At 54.9% G+C, this 25,813-nt stretch carries 24 protein-coding genes, 1 tRNA gene and 1 other RNA gene; 6 read left to right on the top strand and 20 right to left on the bottom strand.

Annotated features, from left to right (window positions below; translation table 11 throughout):
- Positions 1-77 precede the first annotated feature (77 nt).
- From A6F49_RS00185 to A6F49_RS00165, 5 genes are all read right to left on the bottom strand, one after another.
- Positions 78-809: a YoaK family protein gene (locus A6F49_RS00185; RefSeq protein ID WP_043056646.1), complete on the bottom strand. Its 732-nt coding sequence runs from the start codon at positions 807-809 to the stop codon at positions 78-80.
- Between the two features lie 211 nt (positions 810-1,020).
- A complete protein-coding gene (locus tag A6F49_RS00180) occupies positions 1,021-1,929 on the bottom strand; it encodes a glycine betaine ABC transporter substrate-binding protein (RefSeq protein WP_043056647.1) in 909 nt (302 codons plus the stop codon).
- Positions 1,930-2,028: 99 nt separating this feature from the next.
- Positions 2,029-2,946: a glycine betaine ABC transporter substrate-binding protein gene (locus A6F49_RS00175; protein WP_043056648.1), complete on the bottom strand. Its 918-nt coding sequence runs from the start codon at positions 2,944-2,946 to the stop codon at positions 2,029-2,031.
- A gap of 52 nt (positions 2,947-2,998) precedes the next feature.
- Positions 2,999-3,838 (bottom strand): ABC transporter permease, encoded by an 840-nt coding sequence (locus tag A6F49_RS00170; RefSeq protein WP_043056649.1) that lies wholly within the window; start codon positions 3,836-3,838, stop codon positions 2,999-3,001.
- The gene (locus A6F49_RS00165; RefSeq protein WP_043056650.1) at positions 3,839-4,930 is read right to left on the bottom strand and encodes a quaternary amine ABC transporter ATP-binding protein; all 1,092 of its coding nucleotides are present in this window, start codon (positions 4,928-4,930) and stop codon (positions 3,839-3,841) included.
- A gap of 622 nt (positions 4,931-5,552) precedes the next feature.
- Between A6F49_RS00165 and A6F49_RS00160 the strand changes: the two genes are divergently transcribed.
- Positions 5,553-7,460, top strand: a complete 1,908-nt coding sequence (locus tag A6F49_RS00160) for a heavy metal translocating P-type ATPase (protein ID WP_043056651.1) — start codon at positions 5,553-5,555, stop codon at positions 7,458-7,460.
- Positions 7,461-7,523: 63 nt separating this feature from the next.
- Here the strand turns inward: A6F49_RS00160 and A6F49_RS00155 are convergent, their stop codons facing one another.
- A complete protein-coding gene (locus A6F49_RS00155) occupies positions 7,524-7,850 on the bottom strand; it encodes a CHY zinc finger protein (protein WP_043056652.1) in 327 nt (108 codons plus the stop codon).
- A 594-nt stretch (positions 7,851-8,444) separates the two neighbouring features.
- Here A6F49_RS00155 and A6F49_RS17565 point away from each other — a divergent pair.
- Entirely contained in the window at positions 8,445-8,663 is a 219-nt protein-coding gene (locus A6F49_RS17565; protein WP_150119311.1) for a hypothetical protein, read from the top strand.
- Complete coding sequence (locus A6F49_RS00150) at positions 8,660-8,995, top strand: hypothetical protein (RefSeq protein ID WP_043056653.1); 336 nt, start codon at positions 8,660-8,662, stop codon at positions 8,993-8,995. The genes A6F49_RS17565 and A6F49_RS00150 overlap by 4 nt, the downstream gene beginning before the upstream one ends.
- 1,070 nt (positions 8,996-10,065) lie before the next feature.
- Here A6F49_RS00150 and A6F49_RS00145 read toward each other — a convergent pair.
- The 11 genes from A6F49_RS00145 to A6F49_RS00095 all read right to left on the bottom strand — a co-directional run bounded on the left by A6F49_RS00145 (position 10,066) and on the right by A6F49_RS00095 (position 18,137).
- Positions 10,066-10,899 carry a phage major capsid protein gene (locus tag A6F49_RS00145; RefSeq protein WP_043056654.1) on the bottom strand — a complete coding sequence of 278 codons (834 nt, stop codon included), beginning with the start codon at positions 10,897-10,899 and terminating at the stop codon, positions 10,066-10,068.
- Positions 10,900-11,094: 195 nt separating this feature from the next.
- Positions 11,095-11,337 carry a hypothetical protein gene (locus tag A6F49_RS00140; protein WP_052504646.1) on the bottom strand — a complete coding sequence of 81 codons (243 nt, stop codon included), beginning with the start codon at positions 11,335-11,337 and terminating at the stop codon, positions 11,095-11,097.
- 308 nt (positions 11,338-11,645) lie between these two features.
- The gene (locus tag A6F49_RS00135; protein ID WP_043056655.1) at positions 11,646-11,864 is read right to left on the bottom strand and encodes a hypothetical protein; all 219 of its coding nucleotides are present in this window, start codon (positions 11,862-11,864) and stop codon (positions 11,646-11,648) included.
- Complete coding sequence (locus A6F49_RS00130) at positions 11,857-12,675, bottom strand: hypothetical protein (RefSeq protein ID WP_043056656.1); 819 nt, start codon at positions 12,673-12,675, stop codon at positions 11,857-11,859. The genes A6F49_RS00135 and A6F49_RS00130 overlap by 8 nt, the downstream gene beginning before the upstream one ends.
- Before the next feature lie 166 nt (positions 12,676-12,841).
- Complete coding sequence (locus A6F49_RS00125; RefSeq protein ID WP_043056657.1) at positions 12,842-13,096, bottom strand: hypothetical protein; 255 nt, start codon at positions 13,094-13,096, stop codon at positions 12,842-12,844.
- A gap of 113 nt (positions 13,097-13,209) precedes the next feature.
- The gene (locus A6F49_RS00120; RefSeq protein WP_235604788.1) at positions 13,210-14,787 is read right to left on the bottom strand and encodes a DNA primase family protein; all 1,578 of its coding nucleotides are present in this window, start codon (positions 14,785-14,787) and stop codon (positions 13,210-13,212) included.
- Positions 14,788-15,065: 278 nt separating this feature from the next.
- Positions 15,066-15,305, bottom strand: coding sequence for a helix-turn-helix domain-containing protein (locus tag A6F49_RS00115; RefSeq protein ID WP_043056658.1), 240 nt, complete (start codon positions 15,303-15,305; stop codon positions 15,066-15,068).
- A 138-nt stretch (positions 15,306-15,443) separates the two neighbouring features.
- Positions 15,444-15,836, bottom strand: coding sequence for a hypothetical protein (locus A6F49_RS00110; protein ID WP_043056659.1), 393 nt, complete (start codon positions 15,834-15,836; stop codon positions 15,444-15,446).
- Positions 15,833-17,086 carry a tyrosine-type recombinase/integrase gene (locus tag A6F49_RS00105; RefSeq protein ID WP_052504647.1) on the bottom strand — a complete coding sequence of 418 codons (1,254 nt, stop codon included), beginning with the start codon at positions 17,084-17,086 and terminating at the stop codon, positions 15,833-15,835. The genes A6F49_RS00110 and A6F49_RS00105 overlap by 4 nt, the downstream gene beginning before the upstream one ends.
- Positions 17,087-17,235: 149 nt before the next feature.
- Positions 17,236-17,320 (bottom strand) — tRNA-Ser (locus A6F49_RS00100).
- A 91-nt stretch (positions 17,321-17,411) separates the two neighbouring features.
- Positions 17,412-18,137, bottom strand: a complete 726-nt coding sequence (locus A6F49_RS00095) for a DsbA family oxidoreductase (RefSeq protein ID WP_043056660.1) — start codon at positions 18,135-18,137, stop codon at positions 17,412-17,414.
- Between the two features lie 135 nt (positions 18,138-18,272).
- Between A6F49_RS00095 and ffs the strand changes: the two genes are divergently transcribed.
- An RNA gene (ffs, locus tag A6F49_RS00090) (signal recognition particle sRNA small type) lies at positions 18,273-18,369 on the top strand.
- On the opposite strand, the gene A6F49_RS00085 is transcribed toward ffs, so the two are convergent.
- On the bottom strand, positions 18,365-19,873 hold the full coding sequence (locus A6F49_RS00085; protein WP_043056661.1) for a hypothetical protein: 1,509 nt from the start codon (positions 19,871-19,873) through the stop codon (positions 18,365-18,367). The genes ffs and A6F49_RS00085 overlap by 5 nt on opposite strands.
- A 15-nt stretch (positions 19,874-19,888) precedes the next feature.
- On the bottom strand, positions 19,889-20,941 hold the full coding sequence (locus A6F49_RS00080; protein ID WP_043056662.1) for a hypothetical protein: 1,053 nt from the start codon (positions 20,939-20,941) through the stop codon (positions 19,889-19,891).
- A 147-nt stretch (positions 20,942-21,088) separates the two neighbouring features.
- Between A6F49_RS00080 and A6F49_RS00075 the strand changes: the two genes are divergently transcribed.
- A complete protein-coding gene (locus A6F49_RS00075) occupies positions 21,089-22,000 on the top strand; it encodes a glycine betaine ABC transporter substrate-binding protein (RefSeq protein WP_043056663.1) in 912 nt (303 codons plus the stop codon).
- An 8-nt stretch (positions 22,001-22,008) separates the two neighbouring features.
- On the opposite strand, the gene A6F49_RS00070 is transcribed toward A6F49_RS00075, so the two are convergent.
- Complete coding sequence (locus A6F49_RS00070) at positions 22,009-22,629, bottom strand: malonic semialdehyde reductase (RefSeq protein ID WP_043056664.1); 621 nt, start codon at positions 22,627-22,629, stop codon at positions 22,009-22,011.
- 98 nt (positions 22,630-22,727) lie between these two features.
- Here A6F49_RS00070 and A6F49_RS00065 point away from each other — a divergent pair, with 98 nt between their 5' ends.
- A complete protein-coding gene (locus tag A6F49_RS00065) occupies positions 22,728-25,796 on the top strand; it encodes a DNA polymerase III subunit gamma and tau (RefSeq protein WP_407643821.1) in 3,069 nt (1,022 codons plus the stop codon).
- Positions 25,797-25,813 lie beyond the last annotated feature (17 nt).

The raw sequence follows: 25,813 nt of genomic DNA, 5'->3' as shown, positions 1-25,813 counted from the left end.
CACAACTTCCTCGTGTGCTCACAGTTTGTGGGGTCCTACCATGACCGATGGTAGGACCCCACAGACCTTTCATGGCTCTAGGAAGTCTGCGGACGTGGAAGACGACGTTCGTGGCGTCGTTGAACTCGCCAGGTGAGCATGATCGCCAAGAGGGTCATGGCCACAACCGCTAACCAGACCGAAGACAGTCCCATGACGACGTAAGCCCATGCACCAAGCAGGGCGCCGACGGCGATCGCCGACCACAAGAACAGATATCGCACGAACCGGAACAGATAGACCGAGGAGCGCAATGCGATCGCCGAGGCCAGGGATTGTCCCATTTTTACCAGTGTTCCGGTCATATAGGTCAGTCCGACGGTCACCTCACCTCGTCGGGTGAAGGTTCCGTTCACCGCTCCGGTGGCCGAGGCAATCACAAAGGGAGCATATGGCGAAAGAACTGGGATGCTGGCGGTGATGCCGCCCAGCAGCATGAGCAAATAGGCTGTCCAGACTGCCGAACCGTGCGGCGTTACCTGTTGAGAGAGCAGGGATTCTGCGGGAGGGTGGAAACGTTTCGGGCCAAAACGAACAGCAAAAGATGCCAGCATCACCCCGACGACGAAACAAAAGATCAGCAGGGCTGCTGCGAACCATTCCTGAACGTGGCCCTCAGCCAAAGCGGCCGCTGCACGTGTTGAGTTTCCCGACATGAACGATACGAAATATCCACCCAGGTGGATGAAAAATAGGCCATCCACAAAGCCGGCATTGGCTGTGAGGCCTACAGCCAAAAGTTGTTGTCGCGTTGAGAGCGAAGCTGCCAAGTAATTCCTTTCGCTAGGATTCCCTACGCTTATTATCGCCAAAGATCTGTGCGGAAAGTGTTTCGAGACAAGGCTTGGAACGAAACTGTGTACTGAACGCAGAAATTTTCCACACCAGCGAACGCCAATGTCCTGTATCTCATGACAAAAGCCGTTGATTGCCACGCTATGTGGCAGTCAACGGCTTTTGTCTGGGTCGATGGCTGGCTGGTTAGTTGGTCAGACCATCAACGTATTCTTGGTTCTCGGCTACCCATTCTTCAACGATTGGTTGGTAATCATCGGTGTCTGGGTTCTCATTGAACATGAGGTTTTCTAGCGAGTGGAGGGTGTCGCCATCCATCTCGAAGTTGCGCAGCCACTCGGCTACTTCTGGGTTTTCTTCCACGAAGGTTGGGTTAGCAAAAGTGTGAATGCTTTCGGCTTCACCTAGCGCGCCTTCTGGATCTTCCAGGTCACGGATGGGGAACTCGTCGTAGGCCCAGTGTGGTCGCCACAGGGTCACCACTATGTTGTCGCCATTATCAATGGCGGTTCGAAGTTCTTGCAACATTGCCGGGGTCGAGGACGTTGTATATTCCATATCCTCGAGGCCGTATGTTGGAATGACCTCATCGGTGGTAATGCGGGTCAGGCCTGCACCCGGCTCAATACCAATCAACTGATTATTGAATTCAGCGGCGTTATCCGCCAACTCATCCAGTGAGGTGATGGGCGCATCCTCGTTGACTGCAATAGTCAACGCGGCTTCATTATTCCAAACACCGAGGTCTTCCAACTGGTCGCCGTATTCAGCGATGTAATCCTCGTGTGTGGATGGCAGCCACGCGTCCATCAGGAAGTCATAGTCGCCTGAGGCGACCCCAGAAAACGCCGGCGCGGGGTCAGCGTATTCAAGGCTCACGTCGTAGCCTTTTTGATCAAGTACGTATTTCCACAGCTCGGAGACGGCGATGCCCTCATCCCAGCCATTGAAAACACCGATTGTTACGGGACCGCCTTGTGCTTCGCCGTTGCCTTCTTGTTGGGTGTCTCCGCCGTCGTCGCCACAGGCGACTAAGGCTAGTCCTGCAATAGAGAGCACCGCAGTTGTCTTATAGAAACGAGCTGAGATTTTCATGGTGTGTGTCCTAGGTGTCAGGTGGAGTGGATAAGCTGGTGCCGCTGGCTTCCATATAGGTGGTGGAAGCCAGCGGCTGTCAGCAAGTTGAAGGACCGACTACTGAGTCAGACCATCAACGTATTCTTGGTTCGCTGCTGCCCATTCTTCGATGATCGGACGGTAGTCCTCGACATCTTGGTTCTCGTTAAACATCTCGTTCTCCAACGAGTACAGCAGGTCCGAGTCCATTGTGAAGTTTTCCAACCAGCTAACGACTTCGGCGTTGGCTTCATCAGCGGCCCATTCCGCGTTAGCGAAGGAGTGCAGATATTCTACATCGCCAAGTGCGCCTTCAGGATCTTCCAGGTCGCGAATTGGGAAGGCATCGTATGCCCAGTGTGGTCGCCAAAGGGTAACGACGATGTTCTCGCCTGCTTCAGTGGCGTTTGACAATTCCTGCAGCATTGCTGGAGTACCTGATGTGGTGTACTCCAGGTTTTCTAGGCCATAGGTTGGGATGACCTCATTTTCAGTGATCTGCGTCAGGCCGGCGCCCGGATCGATACCGATAATCCGGTTGTTGAACGCATCGGCGTTTTCGGCCAGTTCATCCAGGGAATCAATTGGCGCATCTTCGTTGACGGCAAAATGCAGCGAGGACTCTTCGTTCCAAGCGCCCAGGTCAACGATGTCATCAGCGTATTCATCGACGTAGTCAGCGTGCGTGACTGGCAGCCAGGCGTCCAGTGTCACGTTGTAGTCGTTGGTGGATAGGCCTGAGTAGACGGGTGCGGGATCGGCGTACTGAAGATCTACTGCATAACCTTCTTCTTCCAGTACGTAGGCCCACAGTTCAGATACTGCGATGCCTTCTTCCCAACCGTTGAAGACGCCGATTGTAATCTCGCCGCTACCCCCTGCAGCAGCTTCATCGCCACCCGTTGAATCCCCCGAATCACCACAAGCGGTGAGTGCGAGAGCGGCTACCGACAATGCGGCTGCAGATTTGAACAAACGTGACTTCAAAGTCAACATCTTCCTTTCGTGATTTTATTTATGAATTACAAGCGGTGCAGTGAAGCACCAATTAGTGCAAGTTGGCCTTGGATTGCATCGAGGTGAGGCGGTCGAGGTACATCGCCAGGATGACAACGGCCAGACCGGATTCGAAACCAAGACCAGCGTTAATGCGGTTCAACGAGGCCACAACTTCGCCACCAAGGCCGCCGGCGCCGACCATACCGGCAATAACCACCATCGACAGTGACAACATGATGATCTGGTTGACGCCCGCCATGATGGTTGGCATTGCCAGTGGCAGCTGAATCTGACGCAAGATTTTGCCGGGCGGCGAACCGAAGGCTTTACCAGCTTCGACAACTTCGCGGTCTACCCCGCGAATACCCAGTTCAGTGAAACGTACACCGGGTGCCATTGCGAAGATCACGGTGGCCACCATGCCCGGTACAACGCCCACACGGAAAATGACCAGCGCCGGAATGAGGTAAACCATGGGCGGCATGGTCTGGATAAAGTCCATCAGAGGCCGCAGCACCTTGGATGCGGTTTGAGACTTGGCAGCCAAGATACCAAGGGGAATGGCAAAGATGACGGCGATCAACGTTGCGATAGTGACCAACGCGAGCGTCGACATGGCGTTAGACCACTGATTGACCCCGACAATAATGACGAAACCAATGACCGTTCCAAGGGCCAGCTGCCAGCTTCGCAACCACCAGCCCAAAGCAGCCAGTACCAGAGTGACAATCCACCACTCAGGTGTAGTGAGAAGCCACAAGAGAAGTTCGTAGGCTTGGACCAAGATGGTCCGGATAAATGTAAAGAATCCCCCAAGAACCGCGAGGATCCAATCAAGGGCAACTTCAACCCAGTCGCCTAAGGGAATGCGTGGCACTGGAATTTCCATTTAGTTTGCCTCCTCGGCATCCGGGACAACCTCGGATCGCTGTGGTGTGAGTGCTTCCAGAAGTACGCCAAGTGGAATGTAGCCGATCCGTTGATTCGAATCGACGCTTTCGACTCCAATCGGCCCATTCGCCTCAATGACAACGGGCACTATGTCTTGCAACGTGGCGGTAGATTTGACCGTCAGAGCTTTCCGTTCAAAAGCTTCGCGATCACTGGCAGTCAGGGAATCTTCACCAATCATGATGGCGTCGGCAGTCAGAACTCGCGCACGGTCCACATCGGCGGTGAAGGAGGCGACATATTCATCGGCTGGTTCAGACAGGATCTGTTCTGGGGTACCGATTTGGACGATCTTGCCGTCTTTCATGACGGCGATACGGTCCCCGAGGAACATCGCTTCATTGAGATCGTGCGTAATGAACACAATGGTTCGGCCAAGCTGGTCTTGGATTTCTTTCAGCTCATCTTGCATTTCACGACGAATCAGCGGATCCAGTGCAGAGAATGCTTCGTCCATGAGCATGATGTCGGTGTCGGCAGCTAGCGCGCGAGCCAAACCGACACGCTGCTGCATACCACCGGAGAGCTCTGAAGGATAGGAATCTTCCCACCCTTTCAACCCGACCGCAGCGAGCACTTCACGTGCCCGATCGTAACGGACCTTCTTATCGACACCTTGCGTTTCAAGGCTGTAAGCAGCATTTTCAACAACGGTCCAGTGTGGGAACAGCGCGAAGTGCTGGAAGACCATCGAAATGTGTTTCGACCGCAGATCGCGCAGTTCTTTAGCTGACAGAGTCGACAGGTCGTGGCCCAATACTTCTACTGTGCCAGTCGTGGCGGGCTGTAAAGCGTTGAGTGTACGAATGACGGTTGATTTTCCGGAGCCCGAAAGTCCCATAACAACGAAAATTTCACCGGGGTAAACATTGAAGGTTGCATCGATAACCGCTGCGGTGCCTTCGTCCTCAACGTCCTGACGCGTCTCGCCGGCTTTCATTCTTTCGACGACAGCTTCAGGACGTTTGCCAAAAACCTTATAGACATTTTCAGCCCGTATAACGGGCTGGGCTGTGTTTGGTTCGCTCATGGTACTTGACCCGCCACCAGAATCTGGCGGGTGAGCTCCTCCTCACGTCCGTGTACAACTTGCTAACAAAATAAAATTAGGCCGAGCCTAATCGTCTGGCTTGGATCACAAGTCTGATTCGAGTAGACACAACCTCTTGGATTTCAACGGTAACAAGATTGTTCAGACAATTACAGGCTTCACTCAGACCGTTATCAGGAAGTGACTCTTCAGGTTGACAAGACGCAAAAGTCCGCAAAGGAGCCCTTGTGAGAATGCAAATTGACGTGATACAGATCACGGCAATTGGGGTGAGATTCGAGCCAATCTAGGCATGGCAACGCTAAACTCACCCACACGCCCAGAGCGCTCCGAGGGAGCATCATGCGGGAGAAGTCACCCCCTTGGAGCGTCGCGACAACCAGTACCGCGCCGTGACGGCCGACCAGAATTCTGCTTAGAGCGAATATCCTAATTGCGTTTTTCGCTCAATAATGCGCTTGACTGCGGCACAGTTTCGGATAGATCCGCAACACATAGCACTTGACATACGCCACACTTTAGTGTTCACGCATCTTCATATTGCGATAAGGGTCGGCTCACCTTGCTAGATATTTCCCGACGTTGGGGGGATCATGAGGTTATGGAGCCTAAGTTTCATTCGATCCGCCATCCATTATTGCACCCGATCGTGCTCTTTGTAGCTGCAGGCCTCGGCCTGGGGGTCATATTCTTCTTCACCAGCTTGGACCTCCAGCTAGCGATTACCGCTTACGTCGTCATCGGAATCACGTTACTCATCACGCTGGTTGATATGTTCAAGACACTCAAAGCCGGTCATTGGGGTCTGGATATTTTGGCGGTCGTAGCCATGATCTCAACCCTTGCGGTTGAAGAATATTTAGCCGGGATGATCATCGCGTTGATGCTAACCGGCGGTGAAGCATTAGAAGATATGGCGGCCGGACGAGCCTCACGCGAGTTGGACTCTCTCATTAACAGACGTCCAACATTCGCATACCGTCTTGAGGCTGACGGCACGACGATGGCCCGAGTCGCGATCACAGAGGTAGAGGTCGCAGATGTCCTGGTCGTTCGCGGTTCCGAAGTTATTCCGGTTGATGGCGAGTTACTATCAGCCAGGGCTTCCCTGGATGAATCATCGGTGACCGGGGAAGCGATGCCGGTGACAAAATACCCGGGCGATGCGATCATCTCCGGTACTGTCAACGGCTCCGAGACGTTCCAAATGCGCGCGACGACCACGGCTGTAGATTCGCAATACGCCAAGATCGTACAGCTCGTCGAAGAAGCGGTGCAATCACGAGCACCTATGGTACGGTTGGCAGACCGCTACGCTGTGCCATTTACGATCGTTGCACTGCTGGTAGCCGGTATTGCCTGGTGGTACTCAGCAGATCCAGTCCGATTTGCCGAAGTTCTCGTCGTGGCCACACCGTGCCCGTTACTGATCGGAGCACCTGTGGCATTTATGGGAGGCATGTCCTCGGCGGCCACAGCGAATGTCATCGTCAAAGACGGTGGGACATTGGAGCGGCTTGCTCGCGTGAAAACTGCAGCTTTTGATAAGACCGGCACGCTCACCCAAGGACAACCCACCGTCGCACGCATCGAAACAGTTGGTGGAACCGAGATGGAAACCCTCCAACTGGCAGCGTCCGCAGAGCAATACTCTGTGCACGTTTTTGCAGAACCCATTGTCCAACAGGCTCGTCAACAAGGTCTTGAACTCATCGCGATAGACCATGCTCAAGAAGTGGCAACCAATGGTGTCGAAGCAACAACGGTGTCTGGCCAACGATTGCGGGTCGGGAAATCGGCATTCATCGCTGAGGTGACGCCGGGATTCGAGGAGCTGAAATTGACCGCCGGTGAAACCGCAGTCTATGTCTCCTGCAATGATCAACTGGTCGGCATCATCGTGCTGGCAGACCCGCTACGAGAAGCTGCAACCGCCACGATCGATTGGCTGGCTGACCACGGGGTGGAGCAGATGGTTATGGTGACCGGTGACATGGAAAGTACGGCTCAAGCGATTGCCCAAGAGATCGGCTTTCGCTCCGAACAAGTCCACGCATCGATGACACCCACCGACAAAGTGGACGTCGTCAATGCGATGAAATCCCCGACGCTTATGGTCGGAGATGGAATCAATGACGCCCCGATTCTGGCCGCTGCCGACATCGGAATCGCCATGGGCGCTCGTGGTTCAACGGCAGCTTCAGAGTCAGCTGATGCAGTCATTACCTCTGAGCGTTTTGCTCGGCTTGCCGACGTCACGCACATTGCCAAGCGGACCGTTTCCATCGCACTACAATCCATCTGGTTTGGCATGGCTGTTTCGATCGGATTGATGGCTGTTGCTGCATTCGGGTATTTACCGGCGACTTTCGGCGCACTCATGCAAGAAATCGTTGACATTATCGCGATTGTGATTGCCCTGCAAGCATTGCGGCTACATCGTCAATTACCCTCACCCCACATTGGCGAGCGATCTGGCCTGCACCAGTCTTTGTCGATCAAGGGCTAAGCCAGCTTTCGGATTGGACGATTCTGCTTCGTACAGCCCAACTAACCTGCCTAGCACATCTGCTCAGCGCGGCTGTTCGAAGTACAGGTCATAGTGCGCGCTGCAGCCCGGATTGAAGGCTGCATGACACAACGGGCAGCGGTCTTTGTGCATATATTGTGCAATGAGCAGCTCGCTCTTGCAGACTCCACAGAGGACAGCGGGCTCCTGGGCGCGAGTGTTCGGCCAGGGCTGTCGTGGATGGTCGGCGGTTGCATCATGGCATTGATAGCACGGATAGTAGCGTTCACAACAGCCAAATCGAAGTGCCACAATATCTAGTGCGGTGGCATAGTGTGCACAACGCGTCTGCTCGTCGACGAGCAGACCGTATACTTTCGGTTCAGCCATGGGTCCAACCTAGCAGCCCTGTTCTTGGCGTTGAGGCTCGGATGCCCGCACGGCGTTCCTTCTTGCCAGTTGTGGGGACCGATAAGACGGCAAAAACCCCGCCAAATCAAGGATCTGGCGGGGTTTTAATTCGCGGAGGATGGGGGAATCTCATTCAAACCCGCACTGATAAGGGAAAATGCAAAACAGCTAGACACTCAAACTAGCTTGTGACTAGCAACAGTTATCCAGGCAAAACTAAAGCCCCGACACTGTTAGCGCAGTTCGGGGCATGGAACACAAGTTCTACAGACTGTGTTCATTGCCCAGTGTATCCGACACTGCAAGCCTGAACCAGCCCGTTGAACGAAAAGTTCCGGGCCTTTTCTCATCACCGTTCAGGCTGAAACTCAACGGGCCGGTTATATCCCACGGGAACAGCAACGTACCGGGTTGCTGGGAAGTCACAGGCCAGTGACAACCACCGCAATAACACTAGACACTCTCAAAAAATGAGGGGGTCCAGTTGTTGACGGCAAATGTCGCAGAGCTGGGACGGGGGCGGCGGGATCGTTTGAGGGACGGAGGGTTTCAAAAACCACCAGTGTCACTTCAGTGACTCCGAACCTACACCCGCTGGACCACCAGCAGAAAGCACCGGACATGGACAACCAGAATCTTTACCAAAACGATGACAGCGGCCTATTCCATGATGTGCGCATGATCCTAGAAAATGAAGTCATTAACTTCCTGCACAAGTACGGGGTCAGCACACACCGCAGCATCACCACGATGCGCGAAGTATTGGACCACCTCGAAAGCGAAGAACGATGACACACGATGTCACCACCGAAGTCCTAGAGCTCATCAACACCGGGCACACGGTCAAGGAAATGATCAATGACGTTCCCGGGTTACGGATCTCCCAAAGCTACGGCAAATACGAAGTGACCACATCCAACATGTGGGCAATGTTCTACCGATACCACCGAAACACGACAGCAAAGGATAAAACGATGACCATTCAATTACGACAAGCCGTGGAAGCCCTAGACCTTCGGCAACTCAATCTGCGAGACATGATCGAGCTCGCACGTCGACACGGTGTGATGACGTCCAAGGTGGCCGAGTTCATCGAACAATACCACCCAGAAAACACACACTGACAAGGCATAACACAAAAATAAGGGGGCCTCAGAAACGAATCTGAGGCCCTTTTCTATGTCACCAGGACAGCCCGATAAACCCTAACTCGGCAATCCGGTGGCGTGTGTGTGAGAGCCTGAAACCGCATATCAAGCCCTGAAATCGCTCTGTTCATTGCCTATGAAACACGATTCGGGCTGAACCTCCAGCATTCGGTGCGTGAAAATGGCCTAGGCCAGGGAGACGAAAGCCCATGTCAGATAGGGGTTACCTCCCCACCCCTAAACGCCCATGTCAGACCGTAGTTTCGTGTTCATCAGTGAGTGTTGACCAACTGAGTTTCAGTTGATGGTCAGTGACTCAGTGAGTGTTCAGTAGCTCAGTTTGCGGTCAGTAACTGAAGTGTTGTTGGTTGTGAACCGAGTTGTTTGTGTCTGGCAACTGTGGTGTTACTGGTGATTAACTCAGTGAGTGACGTATAACTGAGTCATTAAGTCATTATTTCATGTGTTGTTGTCATTGATGTTATGTTGATATTTTATTTTATATTCTTCACAACGATTCATTGTGTGATTGTTGTTCGTTGCGTTGTTGTCATGATGGTTGAGTGTTGGACTTTATGTCTGGCTCATGTTGTTGTGCTGCTGAGTCACACGATGCTGCACTGTCTGCTGTGCTGATCCTGCTGCACACTGTGCCCTGCTGCTACATCATTCGTGCTACATCACCTAAAAGCCGTGAGGTTGCGCCGTGCTGCGTGTGGTAGCCGTTGTGTGTCTTAGGCTTACTGCTGCACTAACAGGCCGGTAGCGTGCAGCGAGATAGGGCCTATCAATCCACGCGGGTGGCTAGACATAAACAGGGGCCTGCATCAGCGACCGGGGCCGGTAAATAGTGGGGGCCGATCCAACGAATGACCGGGGCATAAAGGTGCCCCGGTCCCTGCATAGCCACAGGGCCGGGGCGGTTGTGCGCGCTGGCCGGGTCATCGATAAAAAGGATTAACTATCTACCCGGCCATACTTCCCGAGATCCCAAAAATGTCACAACAGGGGCGAGTGAGCTTAACGCGGCTATTCAGTTAGAAGTTTTAAGGGGTGGTTTCCTCACCCACGGTCAGCTTCTGCAAACGGGCTGGCCGCACGATATTCCACCCGAGTCGCCAAGTAGCGCGAATTCCGACAGCATCGGATTCAAAATAGACATCGTCTGACCGAGCAAGATCGAGTGTCCCGTATGCCGCAACAACTTCTGAGCTATCCAGCATCATCGCTGTGCCTTCTGGTACCGCCGAGTGCACGATGACGGGCACACCGGCAAGTGTGCGAGTGGCCGCGTTATGTACATCTGCAACCAATGAACGGTTGGAACCGGTTGCTTCAGGCATCTTCGACAGGACCGCCCAATCCGTTGGATGGATCAGGAAGTGAGTAGCCTGACCGCCGTCGCCTTCAATTTCTGCAATCGCGTCATAGACAGCAAAAATGTTGGTATCCAACGCTCCTGCGGTGGCGATCCCAGCAACCTGGAATAGACCAGTCGGCGCGCTTGCGTTGTTCAGGAAGGCCATGTCAGCCTTCGAAGTCACGGCGCGCTGCATAGATCGTGCGATCCGCTCTGCGGCACCTTTCTGTGCGACCAATTCACGTGATACCGCATCAATCGACGCAACTTTATTCGTCGAGATGGCCACCTGAGATAGGGTACCGCCACCGAACGTTATCTTCGCGCCTTCCGCCACAAACCCGGCATCAGGGTCAGCGGATACGTAAGGGACCAATACGGACGGGGCATCACCTTCGACCGATCCGGCCAAGGTGGCGCATTGAATGATTAATGCCGTTTTGAGTAGGTCATCTGGGTCGAAACTTGAAACTTGATTTGGCCGCCAAGCTTCAGCGGCTCCTGGGGTAGTCTGCACCATTTTGTTTCCCTATTCCGGTGACCAGTTAAAGAAATAAGGCCACCAAACGAAATAAACGAATTGTTTTTCGTCCGGTGGCCCCTGGCCTGTCCGAAAGTCCCCACCTGGGGGAAGTCTGTGGGTGACTTTTAAGCTACCTGGCTGTGATAGGCCACCCACCGACTATTTTAATGCATTCCCGGGATTCCCCCCAAACTACCGATCCCGTCCGGCAATAACATCTGCGAAGCGGTCAGCACCGGTAATACCGGGGATTCCAGACATTCCCGATTGTTGGGCCGGGTGGGGCTGAGGCGTGCGTGGCCGGTTCATCAAGCCGAGTTCTTCAGCCGCCGTGTGAACTGCCGTCTGAGCCTTGCCGGGATCGATATTCCCGGCATCGTCCAGCAGGTCTGCTAATTCGAGCCCAGCCGCCCAAATTGCCGAGGGCTTTTGCAAATGCGCTGCGTACTGCTCAACCTCAGCCCGTTGGTACGCTTTGACCTTTTCAGCCAGTGCCCCAATCTCTTTTTCGGCAGCACGCAGCTTACGACGGTATTTTGCAGCTTCAGCATTCGGGTTAGAAACATCGTCGGCTTCTTCCGCGTCGTCGGTTGAATCGTCAACAGTTTCCGTGTCAAGACTGTTTTCAACAATCGTGCTTTGTTCCTCAATTTCTTCAACGGGATCAGTAGTGTTTTCTTCGGTGTTTTCACCCGGTGTAGTGTTTTCAGTATTTTTTTGCCATGATTGTTTTCTCCTTCTTATTAGATAACCGTTAACAGTGGTACGTCGTCCCTTGTCAAACCCGCTTTTGCGAGTTCATCTCTGGTCACAATGCAACCCATAATCACCGCATCGGATTCAATCGACTGCCCGACAGCAACGGGTATTCCTTCATCGTCCAAATCAATAAAATCAACTCTTGACTTCACCTGTTCATCAATGAGCTCATTCATACTCAAATAAAAATACGCGTCAGCCATTGGCTTGTCCTTGTCCTTCATAGAGTGCGCGTGCCGCCGTGACACCGTACAACTCGATGTACCTCAACCACTCGGCATGCGATTCACGAACCGCTTCCAGATACACAGACCAATCTTCCGGTGTCGGAAGGTCGGGCACGCCCTGGAAGTCAGCTAACTGGCCTTTGATCGTTCGCACCGTGACACCGTAACGGTCCCGAATTTTCTGGGCAACACCACTAGGCACCGGCGCGCCTTCATCTGTCATCGTCGGCAACCAGACTTCAACAAGCCGGGTTTTTGACACTCTGATCGTGCTGTCTGCGGGGTCGTTGGGATCGACTGTTTTTTCGGCGGTCCCGTAACCACCACACCGAGTCAATGCCAGACCGATCCGATCACCCCGCCCGAACAGGTCACCGTATAAACGAGTCCTAGCTAACCGACCGTTCACGGCATCATAAATCTGAATTTGCACCGCATACATGATCAAATCCCAAGGATTTCTTACCAGTCGGTAGCCGCAAGAACATTCGTCGCATTGTTCTAGGGCATATGGTGGGCCGAGGTGTCGCTGTCGGGCGGCCTGGGCGAACTGGCGTCCGAAGCTCTGCTTCGAAAACATGCCGGACCTGTATTGGACTAAGCATTTTCCGTGCCGTGTGCCGGAATCGTGGTAGTCTCCGATGCGCCCATCAGAAAATACCGCATCGATACGGAAGCCGGGAACGGGTTTGTGGAACGAAAATTTTCCGCCCTGGAACACTTCTTCGTATGCGTACCACGAGGCAGGCGTCATCATCTGATCTTCAGTCAGTCGAGTTAGCGTCACGTTTTTTCCTCAATCCTTCCTCGATCTGTTCGCAAAATACATCATGCGACTTGCGCTGTTTCTTGGCTTCGACGAAATTCCAGAAGCGGCTAAATTCTGCGTCGGTGGGCTTATTCCTAGTCATCGTTTTCCTCCATTTTTTCGATTTCGGATTGAGTTTCTACGGTCATGAGATTTCTACTTTCACGATGTCATGACGACGATTGCAGTTGCCGCCACATGCTGAGTCGTCGATCATTTTTTTGGCCCGATACGCATCGACCTCATTGCCCCATAATGTGATTGTTGGGACACGGCACCAGGCAATGACGGCGATGTTTCCGGTGCCTGAGATCCAGGCGTTTCGAGGGATCGCACACTTCAGAAATGTTCGGGCTGTTTTATGTTGTTTCAGGCAGTAGTGTTTTCGATAAATTTTCATGTTTCACCTAGTCAGATTGAAAGGTGTAGGCGGGTGTAGGCAGTTTGGAAACTTTATATACCCCCGTACGCGTGGAAAGTTTGCAAAACGTATACACCCGCCTACACTCCGAACTAAAATTCCGAAGCAGGCAGGCCAATTTGCTGCCACACCATGCCAGCACTTGACCGCTTGCTGACATATCCCAGACGCTCTAATTCCTTCGCAAACGAATTCTTGTTCAGCGGGTCGGCACCGTCATCACGCGCCCATTTTTCCCACGCTTCGAACAACTCAGCCGAGCGACACTTAAATGAGGGGCCGATATGACAGTGAGTACTCAAAAACCGCTTCACAGCGTCAGAATCAGTCTGATAACTGTCGGTGGCGTTACGTACCGTTTCCGGTTCGAACATGCCACCGCGATCTTCATAATCAAACCAACCCTGCACAGACCACGTCAGAATTGCATCAGCCGCTAATTCCAACCGCTCAGGCAATTTCGGGTCACGCTGACCTTCAGGGATCACCACATCAAACGGCACCACACGAATACGACGCCACACCGCAGGATCATTGCCCTTCACCTTCGGCAAGTGGTTCGTCACATAAATAATCTGATGCGAAGGCCGCCACGTGACCGGCGCTTGATACAAGTGCCTAGCTGTGAGCTCATCACCACCCGTTAACCGCTTCATCAGCGAAGAATCGAGCCATTTGCCTTCCTCAGTTTCCGAACCAATGACCAACCGAGCGCCGAGCAACTGCATCATCTCAGGTCCACCCGCCCCGCGCTGTTTGACCATCAACAATTCAGGGTCGATCACCGTGGCATAGTCACCTAGCGCGAACTTGATAGCACCGTAGGCAGTGCCTTTGCCGTTTGCACCATCCCCCGTAAGCACCGGGAATAAGTGTTCACGCACCCCACCAAATACACCTTGACCGATAACGCGCTGCAAATAATCGCGTTCGTCATCGTCCGGTAACGACGTGCCGAGGAACGTTGCCCAGGCGGTTTGATCCGCTTCAGGATCATACGCACCCCGACAAACGCGGGTTATATTGTCTGCTGGGTCATGTGCCCGTAATTGACGCGTGCGGAGATCAAGGGTCCCGTTTGCACAGTTCAATAAATACGGGTCAGCGTCGAGCTCATGCACACCAGCACGCAACGCAGGTAAAGCCGATGCAATTTTCAGCACCCCTTCAATACCATGTGCCGACTCACATTTCGCAACATCACGGCGCAGCTTGTCATCACCGAATGACTCAGCAAGCGATAACCGCAACGTGGCAATGACCGCGTTAATAGCAGCGTCTTTCTCATCCAGTGCCCAGCGTTGCCCGTCCCAAACCAACCAGCCCAGGCCGAGCACGAATTTCAGTTCGCCACGATAAAGCTCAGCGACACGATAGGCCATACGAATTTGGCCGCGATGCTGTTCCCCTTCATGATTCCACTCAATCGACGACGCATATTCCTGCGCTTCAATTTCCGCTTGTTCGTCCACCGTTGGGGCCGATTGTTGTTTGCCAAGCTGATGAGCCTGATGCGCGACCCGCCACTGTTTCTGCACTTCCGTCAGTGGGGCAGCTTGCTCACCAGGTGCTATACTGGGATCACTCCTTAAATGTTCTTCGTTATGTTTTCTGGGAATACCCCCGGTATTCGGGCCGGGGGTTTCCTTTTGCCCAAAATCTTTAGCCACGACGCCGACCACCACCGTTCCGCATCACATTGCGAACTGCCTTCGAGCCCGTGGGGTCCGGGTAGCTCAGCCAGCTAGCTAATTCATCAGGTGGCGTTTTCGTCAGCTTGTCGAGATGACGCCGTACCCACGACGACGACCGGTTAGGCAAGTAAGACATAATGACCGCAACTGTGTCCTTCTTCGAAAGACCAACGATGTCACGCCGCATTTGGGCATAAGAATCCCTTGGATTCTGAGGCCGCACAGTGCGCGGCTGGACCGGGGCTGAGCTAAGATCACGCAACCGCATCACCGCCGTTCACGTGAGCGAACGTTGCGGGGTTGACTTCTTTGCGCATCGCATTCAAATCTGCGGGATCAATGCGAATAGCGCGCTTCCCGAAATAGTAAGCACGCAAATCGCCGTCTGCGATCCAACGGCGAACCGTCGAATCAGATGTGCCGGTCAATTCTGCGACATCGGCAATGGTGAGTTGAGGCGAAAAAACCTGAGATTTAGGAGTTGCCTTCTGCATCGTAAAACTTCTTTCGGACATGCGAAATTTCGCTGCCCGTTCGAAGTTTCGAGAGGCGGCCTGCCCTGGGTATGGACGCCCAGGCGGTCATGAAAGTGAGTTTAACAGACTATGGATATTCTTGGCCACCAAGGGGCACTATTGTGCCCAATTGCTAATGTCTAGGGCGAATGCTTGCCCCTGGGAAACGGCCTCTAAAAGCTGCTGTAGCTGCTGATCATCAACCCGTGGACTACGACCACACGTCGAACACGTGAACGCCCAGGCATGTCCCGCTTTTGTCTCCTTCACGGTAATCCCGTCGAACGTGGACGCCAATGTTTTACCGCTGCGGTTTATTCGTTTCCGGCCTGTCCGTTCAACCAACCTATTGGGCAAGGCAGTTTCTAACGCATCCGAGCCGTACCCGTAGTGACTCAGCAAACGATTAGCCGATTCAATCTCTTTATTGACCTGCTGCCCGTCCTGAATCGTGCCAACATCACGGCGCTTGTGGCGGCCTTTATCGGTACAAAAAAATGTGTGCATCATGAGATAACGTCCTGAGCTAGTTGCAATTTTTCGGACATCGTTTCGGCCAGCGACGACAACCGGTCACGCTCTGAATGCTGATAGACCAGCACCGATTCAATGTCAGAATGCCCCGCGAACGACATGAGATCCGAGAGAGTCGCACCGGCCTGCCCCAACCGCGTCAGGGCGCTGTGCCTGAGCCCGTGGAAAGTAAAACCCTCTAAGCGGGGCGGCTGCTGCTCTGAACGGGCATTCACGGCGTCACGGGCCTTGTTGAAGTGCTTACGATAAGTGTTTGGGTTGTGTACTTGATTGCCAGTCAGGTCACGCGGAAACAAAAACGAATCCGCATCCTTGCCAACATAGTTTTTTAGGTGTGCTTCCAATGCGGGAACTAATCGCGTCGGCACCGGAACATCACGAATCCCCGCAACACTTTTCGGCGGGTCCAATCGTGGACCGCTACCCCGCGCCTGAACTTGTTCCTCAATGCTGAGCCACACCACACGTTGCCCAGTTCGACCAGTGCGCCGAATATGACGCCGCCGCAAGCCTAAAACCTCGCCTATTCTCAACGCGCACCAACCAGCAAGCAAAACACCAAGTGCCTCACGGGGCGGCATCCCTGCGGCAATCTGGGCGATTTCTTCCGGGGTTGCCACGGGCTCATCACTGGTACGTGTCTTAGCTTCTGTTTTTGCGCCACCGGGCACGTCAGCCGGTGATTCATCAATCCAAGGGGCAAACGACCGTGGGAGGTCTTTCGTCTCACCAGTGGCATATCGAAACATTGCTGAGACGGTCAAATAAGCACGCGGGGCAACGCCGCTGCCCTTGTCCTTGCGCAGCTTGTCATACCACTTCGTAATATCGTCGGTAGTGATCGAGGTGACAGGCTGGGCACCGAACGTAGGGTAAAAATACCCTTCAAGGTGACGACGGTATGTGTAGATTGTGCCCGTGCTACGGCCCATGCGTTCCAACCAGGCCAACCAGGCGTCACCGAGATCCAGCACGGTTTTTTCGTCACGCTGTTGTTTCAGCTTTTCGGCCTCACGCTGCGCCCGAATGTTTGCGCGCTTCTCAGCAGGGGGAATGAACGTGCCCCGTGCTTTTTCCGAGTGTGCGATTGCAAGGGCCGCTTTGGCATCACCAACCGTGCGGAATACGCCGACAGTGTGTTGTCGGCCTTCGAAATAGATCCGAACGCGATAACGCTGTGCTCTGTTTTGGTCGATACCTGGAGGAAGTTTTGGAGATTTTTTCATAAAATTCTCCCGATAGGGCCTCTAATGTGACTAGTCCCATGATCTACTATGAGTAGTCCTGATGACTAATGACTAGATCACTAGTTGCGCTACTTCCCTTATAAAATAAGGGAAGCCCTGGAATAACAACGATTCCAGGGCTTCCACAGCGGAGGATGGGGGATTTGAACCCCCGAGGGCTTTCACCCAACACGCGTTCCAGGCGTGCGCACTAGGCCGCTATGCGAATCCTCCAGCATGGGACTTTACAAAGTATTCACCTTGCGAAGACCAGGTTTTAGCATAGCCCATTCTTTAACGAATAAGCAAAATGGCTGGCAAGTTCTTAGTCACACCCGTCAACGTCGCAAGTCTGACCATCGGCTCCCAGCGTTTGCAGAGGTGCGGGGTTGAGTTCATCCCAGACCTGCTGCAGAGCTTGACTGAAGGTTTCGACCGACTGGGCTCCTGGCAGCGCGTATTTTTCGGCCAAGACATAGGTTGGGACCGCTGAGACACCGAAAGCGCGTGCCTGATCGACATCGGCGTTGGCCTCGGTATCGAATTCATCAGATTCCAACACTTCACGTACGCGAGTTTCATCAAGGCCGACTGAGATCGCAACCTGGGCGAGCTGGTCGTGATCCGACAGGTCCAGACCGGTGCCGAAGTGGCCTGCAAGGAGTTCGCGTTTGAGTGCAGGAGTGATTTTATCCTGGTGATCGGTGACGTTCTGGTCGTGTTGTTTGGCCAGGTGCAGCAGACGGTGGGCGGTCCAGGAGTTGGCGACAACGACGTCGTCCATATTGAATGCCACGCCGGCTTCTTTACCGTGTTCTTTGACGGTTTCAAATATCTGGTTGATCTGGTTGGCGGGCATGCCCTTGGTTTCGGAGAGGTATTGGGCCTCGCTGCGGTCATCGCGTTCCGGCAAGGTGGGGTCCAGCTGGAAGGTGCGGTAGTGGACCTCTACGGAGTCTTTGTGCGGGAATGCTGCCAGCGCCTTTTCAAACCGGGTCAGTCCGATGTAGCACCATGGGCAGGCAATGTCAGACCAGATATCAATTCTCATGACTGTTACTCTGGCACGCCCGTGCGCGCGTGAGCAATTTGGTTTCCCCGACAGCGTGGAAACAGCGCCGACGATCACCGTGAGAGAAAGGGTTACCTGGAATTCGCACTTTGGCCATGAATTGGTATGATGGACTCCGGCCCCTCACGCGGTGCTATCTTACTCAACTCCCCCAGGGCAGGAATGCAGCAAGGGTCGGTAGGCTCTGGCAGGTGCGTGAGGGGTTCTTAGGTTAACTCCCCCAGCTGATTTCTCAAACCGGTTGTGTAGAGGTCGTCTTCGGTATTGATGCCATAGGCCAGCAATTCTGGCCAAGCGTGATGAATGAGATCACGTTGCAGTTGGGCTGTGGGACGTACGCAGACGGGTGGGCTGATGAGTAGCTCGTAGATGCGGCGCACATTGACCGGAACGATTGAATCAAAGACCGTGTCAGTTTCGTTCGCAACTTCGGCATACCAGCGTGAGGACCGGTTCTCCCAGTGGTAGACGTCCGTATATTCGAAATCACTGTGTACATCGTCGTATTGAAACTGGTCTACTTTGTCCCAGAAGAACTTCCGATACGCTTTCATATCTGGCTTACGACGGCGCCCTACAGCTTGAATAATGGGTGCCAGACGTTGGCGTTGGCCTTCGATGTGAAGTTGTCCACGGATGAGGCGGCCTAGTTCGACCAGGTTTCCCCGCAGATGGATACTGTTGATATCACAGAAGAGTTCGCGGTACAGCTTGACGAGGTTACGCCCGTGGTTTCGCATGGTGTTACGCCGCATGATCTCATCTTGATCTTGTGTGAGATTCCGACCGGGAGCTCTGTGAATGACGTGGAAGTCTTCTGGTAGCAAGTCGTGCATCTGTGCCAGCACGTTGTGGTCTGTGGTGACGGTTTTTTCCCAGAAGGTCTCGGGTTCTGATCCGTCATGCACATTCAATGATGTGTAGGTAAACGCGCGCGTTCGCTTGAGGTAGGGGCGCATGTGCGCAAGCATCGTTCGAGAATCCAGTCCGCCCGATAATGAAAGTCCCACGGGGCTGGAGGGACTGCTGGCAAAAACATGGTCGAGTTGTTCGTGCCAGAACTGGTGGATGAGCTCGAGGCGTTCGCGCCACGGTAAGTGTGTATATGGATTGGCGGTCATCAAGGCAAAACGTTGCTGGACGCCGTGTTGTAAGTGCAGTCGGTGATTAGGCAAGAGCGCTCGAATGTGAGGGTTCTCCGTTACATCCCACAGGCCTTCAGGATGCGCGTCATAGTTTTGGCTGCCGACCGGACAGCTGAGTTCTGACACTGCGGATAAACGATGCAACATATCAAAGTGTGATCCGATGCGTTGCTGCGCGGGGTTGAAATACACCGTGCGGTGGCCTGCGGCGTCGTTATATGCGTAGATTTGTCCACCGAGGTTCACTAACACCGCGTGCCGACCACCCAAGTCATAGAGAGCCGCTTCCAAACCGGGTAGGCCGTCGCGAAGTAGCCGTGCCATGAGTTCTTCGGCGATGTCGGAGCCTACGGATTGGATGAGGCCGGTGGATAGCGGCAGCAGCTTGCCAAGAGTCACGACCCAGTCGTTACCGGCAGTGGCAATGCCTATTTCGGTGATGTCGTCTGCATAGAGGACTGCACCACTGAGCTCATGACGTTGGAAATGTTCGAGGTCGTCCATGAATGCAACGCTGTCGGGGCTCAGCAGGAACCCGCGAGCATAGAGACGTATCCAGGATGTCGGCATGTGAGTGATTCCTCATCAAATTGTTGCTGGCACACCAGTGAGCCATGCTTTGATCCTGGCCAGCATGCTAGGCACCGGGTGAGTACCCGCCGGAAGGACCATGAGTTGCAACGCTAGTGTGCAGGAGGTGGTGGAGGCTAACGGATGATCCTGTGTAGCAAGCACAGAAACCGATAACGAACTGTCAGGACGAACTGCTGATAACCGAATGTCAGGTAATGATTCACCGGGTGCCATCTCGATAGCGTGCACCAGCTTGTGGTCGCGGTGCACTTGAAATTGCAATCCACGGTGACCACTCAACGTGTTCTGCACTGAGACGGTGAGGTCTGCGGTGGTATTGAAGATGTCACCCAGCGGCCCGAAGTCCACTGCCACACGGCTGTCTTGTTTCATCAAGTCGTTCGCAAGCTGCAGGGTACCGGTGAACTCACGACGCTCTACAACTGTTCCAACAGGGTCTATCGACTGAGTCCACAGTTGTGGCAAGGCAGCATCGAAACCTTCCGGTGGGGTAATCCAGAACGGATATTTGGACCGCTCGTAGAGGTCTTGGGCGTTGAAACGGTCGCCGAAGAAATTGAGGAACCTGGCGTGGTCGCGGATAACATCGCGCAGGATGAGTTCATCGGCTGGCAGCATTTGGTCAGGACGACGGACGTCCAAGGTCTCGAAGCCGGTAAAGAATGGGCTCAAAGTTTTTTCCGGGGCGCGCTGTTCCAAGGTGATGCGGGTAGGCTCATCGGTCCGATCTATATCCACTGCCCAAATCAGGCGCTCCGATGCAGCCAGCCGGTGGGCGTCGTCGGGAGCTATCACGACCACTTCTGGAGCGTTGCGTACGGTTTTCAAACCAGATGTTAATGCTGCAACGTGCTTGGCTGCAGGTTCTGTTGTCATGATGTGGACGGTGAGCTGCGTCCGGTGCGGCCACAAGACCGCTAGGACAGCACGTCCAGCAAGATCATTTTCGATCACAAGATCGTAGTGTTGCGTCTGTTCAAGCGGCAGTTTGCTCCGCAATTCTGCGGTTAGTTTGGCAGCGCGTTCGGGCCCAATGGTGCTCACGGCATCCCCTCTATCTGGTGCACCTAGGCAGTATAGTCGCTGGTTTTTGGGTTCAGACAAAGTTCTCCACAACCACTCATAGACTCTTGGACCGACATGTGACTGGTGTTACCGTGGAACAACCTGCTCGCTTACACAGAGGAAAATATGCGCACTACAGCACAGAAAAAATTCCGCGTTTTTGGTCGCTTGACCGCGCTTGCAGCCGCGGCTGGACTTGCTCTCACCGCGTGTGGCGGCGAAACAGCCGATACCGGTTCTGGTGAAGGCGGCGATGAGATTAACATTGCCATCAACCACGGCTGGGAAGAAGGCATCGCGGTTGCCGAACTCTGGTCACTGATTCTGGAGGACCAAGGCTACACCGTCAATAAGTCCTACATGGACCTGGCCCCAAGCTTCTCAGCGTTGACGACAGGTGACATGGACTTCAACATGAACATCTGGCAGCCTGTCACTCACGCCGAATATCTTGAAGAATACGGCGACGACCTCGAACAAGTCGGTGTTTGGAACAGTGACGCAAACCAAGTCATCGCAGTCAATGCGGATGCCCCCGTTGATTCCTTGGAAGATCTCGCCGATAACGCTGAATACTTCGACAGTCGCCTGGTCGGCATTGAACCGGGCGCAGGCTTGACCGAACGTACCGAGCAGTACGTTATTCCAGAATACGGTTTGGAAGACTGGGATTTCAGAACCTCTTCCACTCCTGCAATGCTGCAAGAAGTTGCCACCGCAACCAGCAACGGCGACCCGATTGCAGTAACGCTGTGGCGTCCACACTGGGCATTCAATTCTTATGACATCAAAGCTCTCGAGGATCCTAAAGAAGCACTTGGTCAAGAAGAAAACATGACCATTTATGCTCGCGCAGGTTTCTCTGAGGATCAGCCAGAAGTTTTCGAATGGCTCTCCAATTTTGAAATTGACACTGAACGACTCCAGGACCTTGAGGTTGTTCTGTTCGAAGAAGAAGTCGAACAGGATCAATACGAAGAAGTCATCCGCGCTTGGATGGAAGAAAACCAAGACTGGGTTGACTCCCTGACTGCATAACCCAAGATCTATACGATCTGACAGGCGTCGTCGAAGGATAATCGACCGGCCCGGGTTCGAACCGCTCGAGGATCATCAGCGTTGGGTGCCCACCCGACATTGACGATGATCTCGGTTCGCCAACCAGTGTCGGCGTGAAATTCCTCGTCGACGCCTGTTGCGTTAAACCCAGTCATCGGTCCCACATGCAGTCCATGGGCGCGCAGCCCGAGGATGAAATATCCGATCTGCAGATGTGCTGAGCGTTGCCCAATTTCTTGGCGCGCTGCCGGATCGTCCTCAAGTTTCTCCCGTGCTCCCGTTTTATGCGGTGCCAGCACGGAAAGCTGCCGGTGCCAGTACGGGTCCCAAGAAGCGATGATGGTCATCGGGGCAGTCAGGGTCTTGTCCCGATTGCCTTTGCGCATATGCGGGGCCAACCGTGCCCGGGACTCGGCCGTATGCACCAGGGTCAGGCGCAGCGGTTGGGAGTTCATCTGCGTTGGGGCCCATCGAATGTCCTCATAGACCGCAGCGATGACGGCGGGGTCAACGGCGTCATTGGAAAACGTATTGGTCGTGTGCGCATTAACAAATAACGTATCGAGCAGGTGACGAGCAAGACCCGAGGTCGAACCGGTGTGCGCCATGAGTTTTCCTTTCCACGGGATAGCGGAATAAAGTCTAGTGGTACAGTTCGGCCAGCAGATAATGCTGGTGCCGAAGCAGCCGTCGCCACGCTAGGGTATTGAGAGTGACCACCGCTTTATATCGCCGCTACCGTCCGGATACGTTCGAAGAAGTTATTGGCCAGGAGCACGTGACCGTGCCGCTGGCCAATGCGATCGACAAACACCGGATCAACCATGCTTACCTCTTCTCGGGCCCTCGCGGCTGCGGTAAAACCACCTCGGCGCGGATTCTGGCCCGCTGTCTGAACTGTGCCCAGGGCCCCACCGCGAACCCATGTGGGACCTGTGATTCATGCGTGGATTTGGCAACCGGTGGCCCTGGTTCGCTGGATGTTATTGAAATTGACGCGGCCTCGCACGGTGGTGTCGACGACGCCCGCGATCTGCGCGAGCGCGCAACCTTCGCTCCAACACGTGACCGGTACAAGATCTTCATCATTGACGAAGCGCACATGGTCACCTCTGCCGGGTTCAACGCACTGCTCAAAATTGTTGAAGAACCACCGGAACACATCAAGTTTATTTTCGCCACGACCGAGCCCGATAAGGTTATTGGCACGATTCGGTCGCGCACCCACCACTACCCGTTCCGGCTGGTCCCACCCGAACCGCTCATGGAGCACCTCGAGTCACTAGCGGCCGCCGAGCAGGTGGCGATTGCACCGGGTGTGCTCTCGTTAGTGATTCGCGCCGGTGGCGGTTCGGTTCGTGACACGCTATCGGTGTTGGATCAGCTCATTGCCGGTGCCACCGAAGACGGCGTGAGCTATGACCTGGCCGTGAACCTGTTGGGTTTCACCCCCGAAAATCTGCTGGACGACGTCGTCAATGCCCTGGCGGCCGAGGATTCAAACACCGTGTTCCGCGTGGTTGACCAGGTCATCCAGTCGGGCCAGGATCCAGAGCGCTTTGTTCAAGACTTGCTAGAGCGTTTCCGAGACGTGGTGATTGTCAAAGCCGCACCCGAGCAGGCGCCTGGCATTTTGCACGGCATGCCAGCCGATCAGTTGCGTCGTCTAGAAGCTCAAGCCCAGCAGCTGGGACCGGCCGAAGTCTCGCGCGCCGCCGACATTACGGCTGCCGCACTGACACAGATGTCGGGTGCGACGTCGCCTCGCCTGCACCTGGAATTGCTCATGGCACGGCTCATGCTGCCAGCCACCGATGAGACCGAACGCGGCCTGGCCGCGCGCATCGACCGGTTGGAACGTCGCATTGAATATGGCGGTGTGCCAGAGGCTGCTACTGCCGAACAACCGGCTGCCAAACCCGTGATCGTGCGTTCGGAAGAGACCGGATTGTCCGGTGCCGCTGCCGCCCGGGCCGCACTGGGTCGCGATCAAGAAGAAGACGAACAACCCGAAGACATGGCACCGCAGCCCGCTCAACTAACCGTCGCCGAGCCACCAGCACAGCCTGCGCCCACGCAAACTCAGCCACCGCGCCAAGCACCGCAGCCAGCGCAGCGTCCAGAGCCTGCAGGGCCCAGTGTTGAACCGACACCGCAATCTATGCCGCAGGCCCAGCCACAGGCTCCGCAGCAACGCCCGGCTCCTGCTCAACAGCCACAGCAGCCCGCTGCACAACAGCCCCCGGCAGCGCCGCCGCAACAGGCCGCACCTCAGCAGCCCACCCAGCAACCCGCTGCCCAGCAACCGTCTCAGGTTGAGATGGTGCGTCGTGCGTGGCCGGAAGTGCTCGAGTTTTTGAAAAACGAGTCGCGTCTGATCTGGATGACCATTAACGGCAACGCGCAAGTTGTTGGCTACGACGGCAAACTGTTGACCATCGGGTTTGATAATGACGGCGCACGCAGCACCGTTCAGCAACGTGGCGGAGAAAAACTGCTGGCCGCCGGATTCAACCATGTGCTCGGTATCCAACCGGAACTCGATCTGATTTCGGGCACCTCGGACGGTGGTTCCCCAAAAGCACCTAGCCGCCCGGCTCGGCCACAGCCTCAACAGGCTCCAGCCCAGACGCCACCGCAACAACCACCGGCTCAGCAACGGCCAGCGCAGCAACCGCCGGTGCACCAGCAGCCAGCACAACAGCAACCGCCGGCCCGACCTCAGGCACAACAGCCTGCACCACCGATTCCGCCGCAGACAGCTGCCCCCGCGCAGCAAGCACGGCCCGTTGCGACCCCGCAATCACCGCAGTCGCCTGCCTCGCCGCAGTCTCCTCAGTCTCCGGCGTCGCCGTCCTCACCACAGGTTGAGCCACAACAACCCCAAACCCAGCAACCGCAGGCACCGGCTCAACAGCAGCCTGCCCAGCAACGTCCGGTCCAACAGCAGCGGGGCCAACAGCATCCGCAGCAACCGCCGGCTGATTCAATTCATCCCACCCCACCGGCCACCGGTGTTGCAGGTTGGGGTTCTGGTGAACCAAATCAGGCATGGGGCCAACCCGAACAGCCTGCCTGGGGTCAACCCGAGCAACCTGAATGGGGCGCATCCGATCCCAACTGGGGTCCGCCACCCGAAGACGATTGGCTGCCACCACCTGAAGACGACTGGCAGCAGGGCCCACCGCCCCAACAACCAACGGCGCAACACCAACCGCCGACGCAGCAACCAGAGCCCGGGGTTCAACCTGCGCAGCCCGCTCAGCCGCAGCACGGCGCGCCAGCCGGCCCACCACCTGGTCAGACTCCGACACCGGAAGCAACCCCGGCCCCAGAGCCGGAGATGCCAACCGAACCGGATCCAGTGGCCGCCGACGGCTATGCCGGGTTCATCCCGCGGTCTGTTCCAGATGATGAGCCCTTTGCCCCGGCCTTTGCCAAGTCCGAGGCCCAGCTGCGCGAAGAATTCAAACGCCGCTTTAGCGACGTCATCCCCTCGACCACGGGCCCCAAAAAGCCCGAGCGTGAACAGACCAAGCCCGCAGGGTCCCGGTTTGCCGACATGGTCGCCCAATACGCTGGTGAAAAGTCCGCAGAACAGGACGCCGAACCGGCCGTCCAAAAGGATGAACCCACCGACGATGACGACGACTATGCCTCAGATGATGACGAGATCATCGAAGAATCCGGAATCGCAGGGCGCCGCGTCGTCGAAGAAGTCCTCAACGCGCGCCTGATCGAAGAGCGCAACGCCGACGGCACCCCCAAGGTCTAAACTTCCACAACATGAAC

This window comes from Enteractinococcus helveticum (assembly GCF_001657475.1).
Taxonomy (GTDB): Bacteria; Actinomycetota; Actinomycetes; order Actinomycetales; family Micrococcaceae; genus Yaniella; species Yaniella helvetica.
Note: the sequence above shows the minus strand (reverse complement) of the source record. Positions and strands in the feature narration are given on the sequence as shown.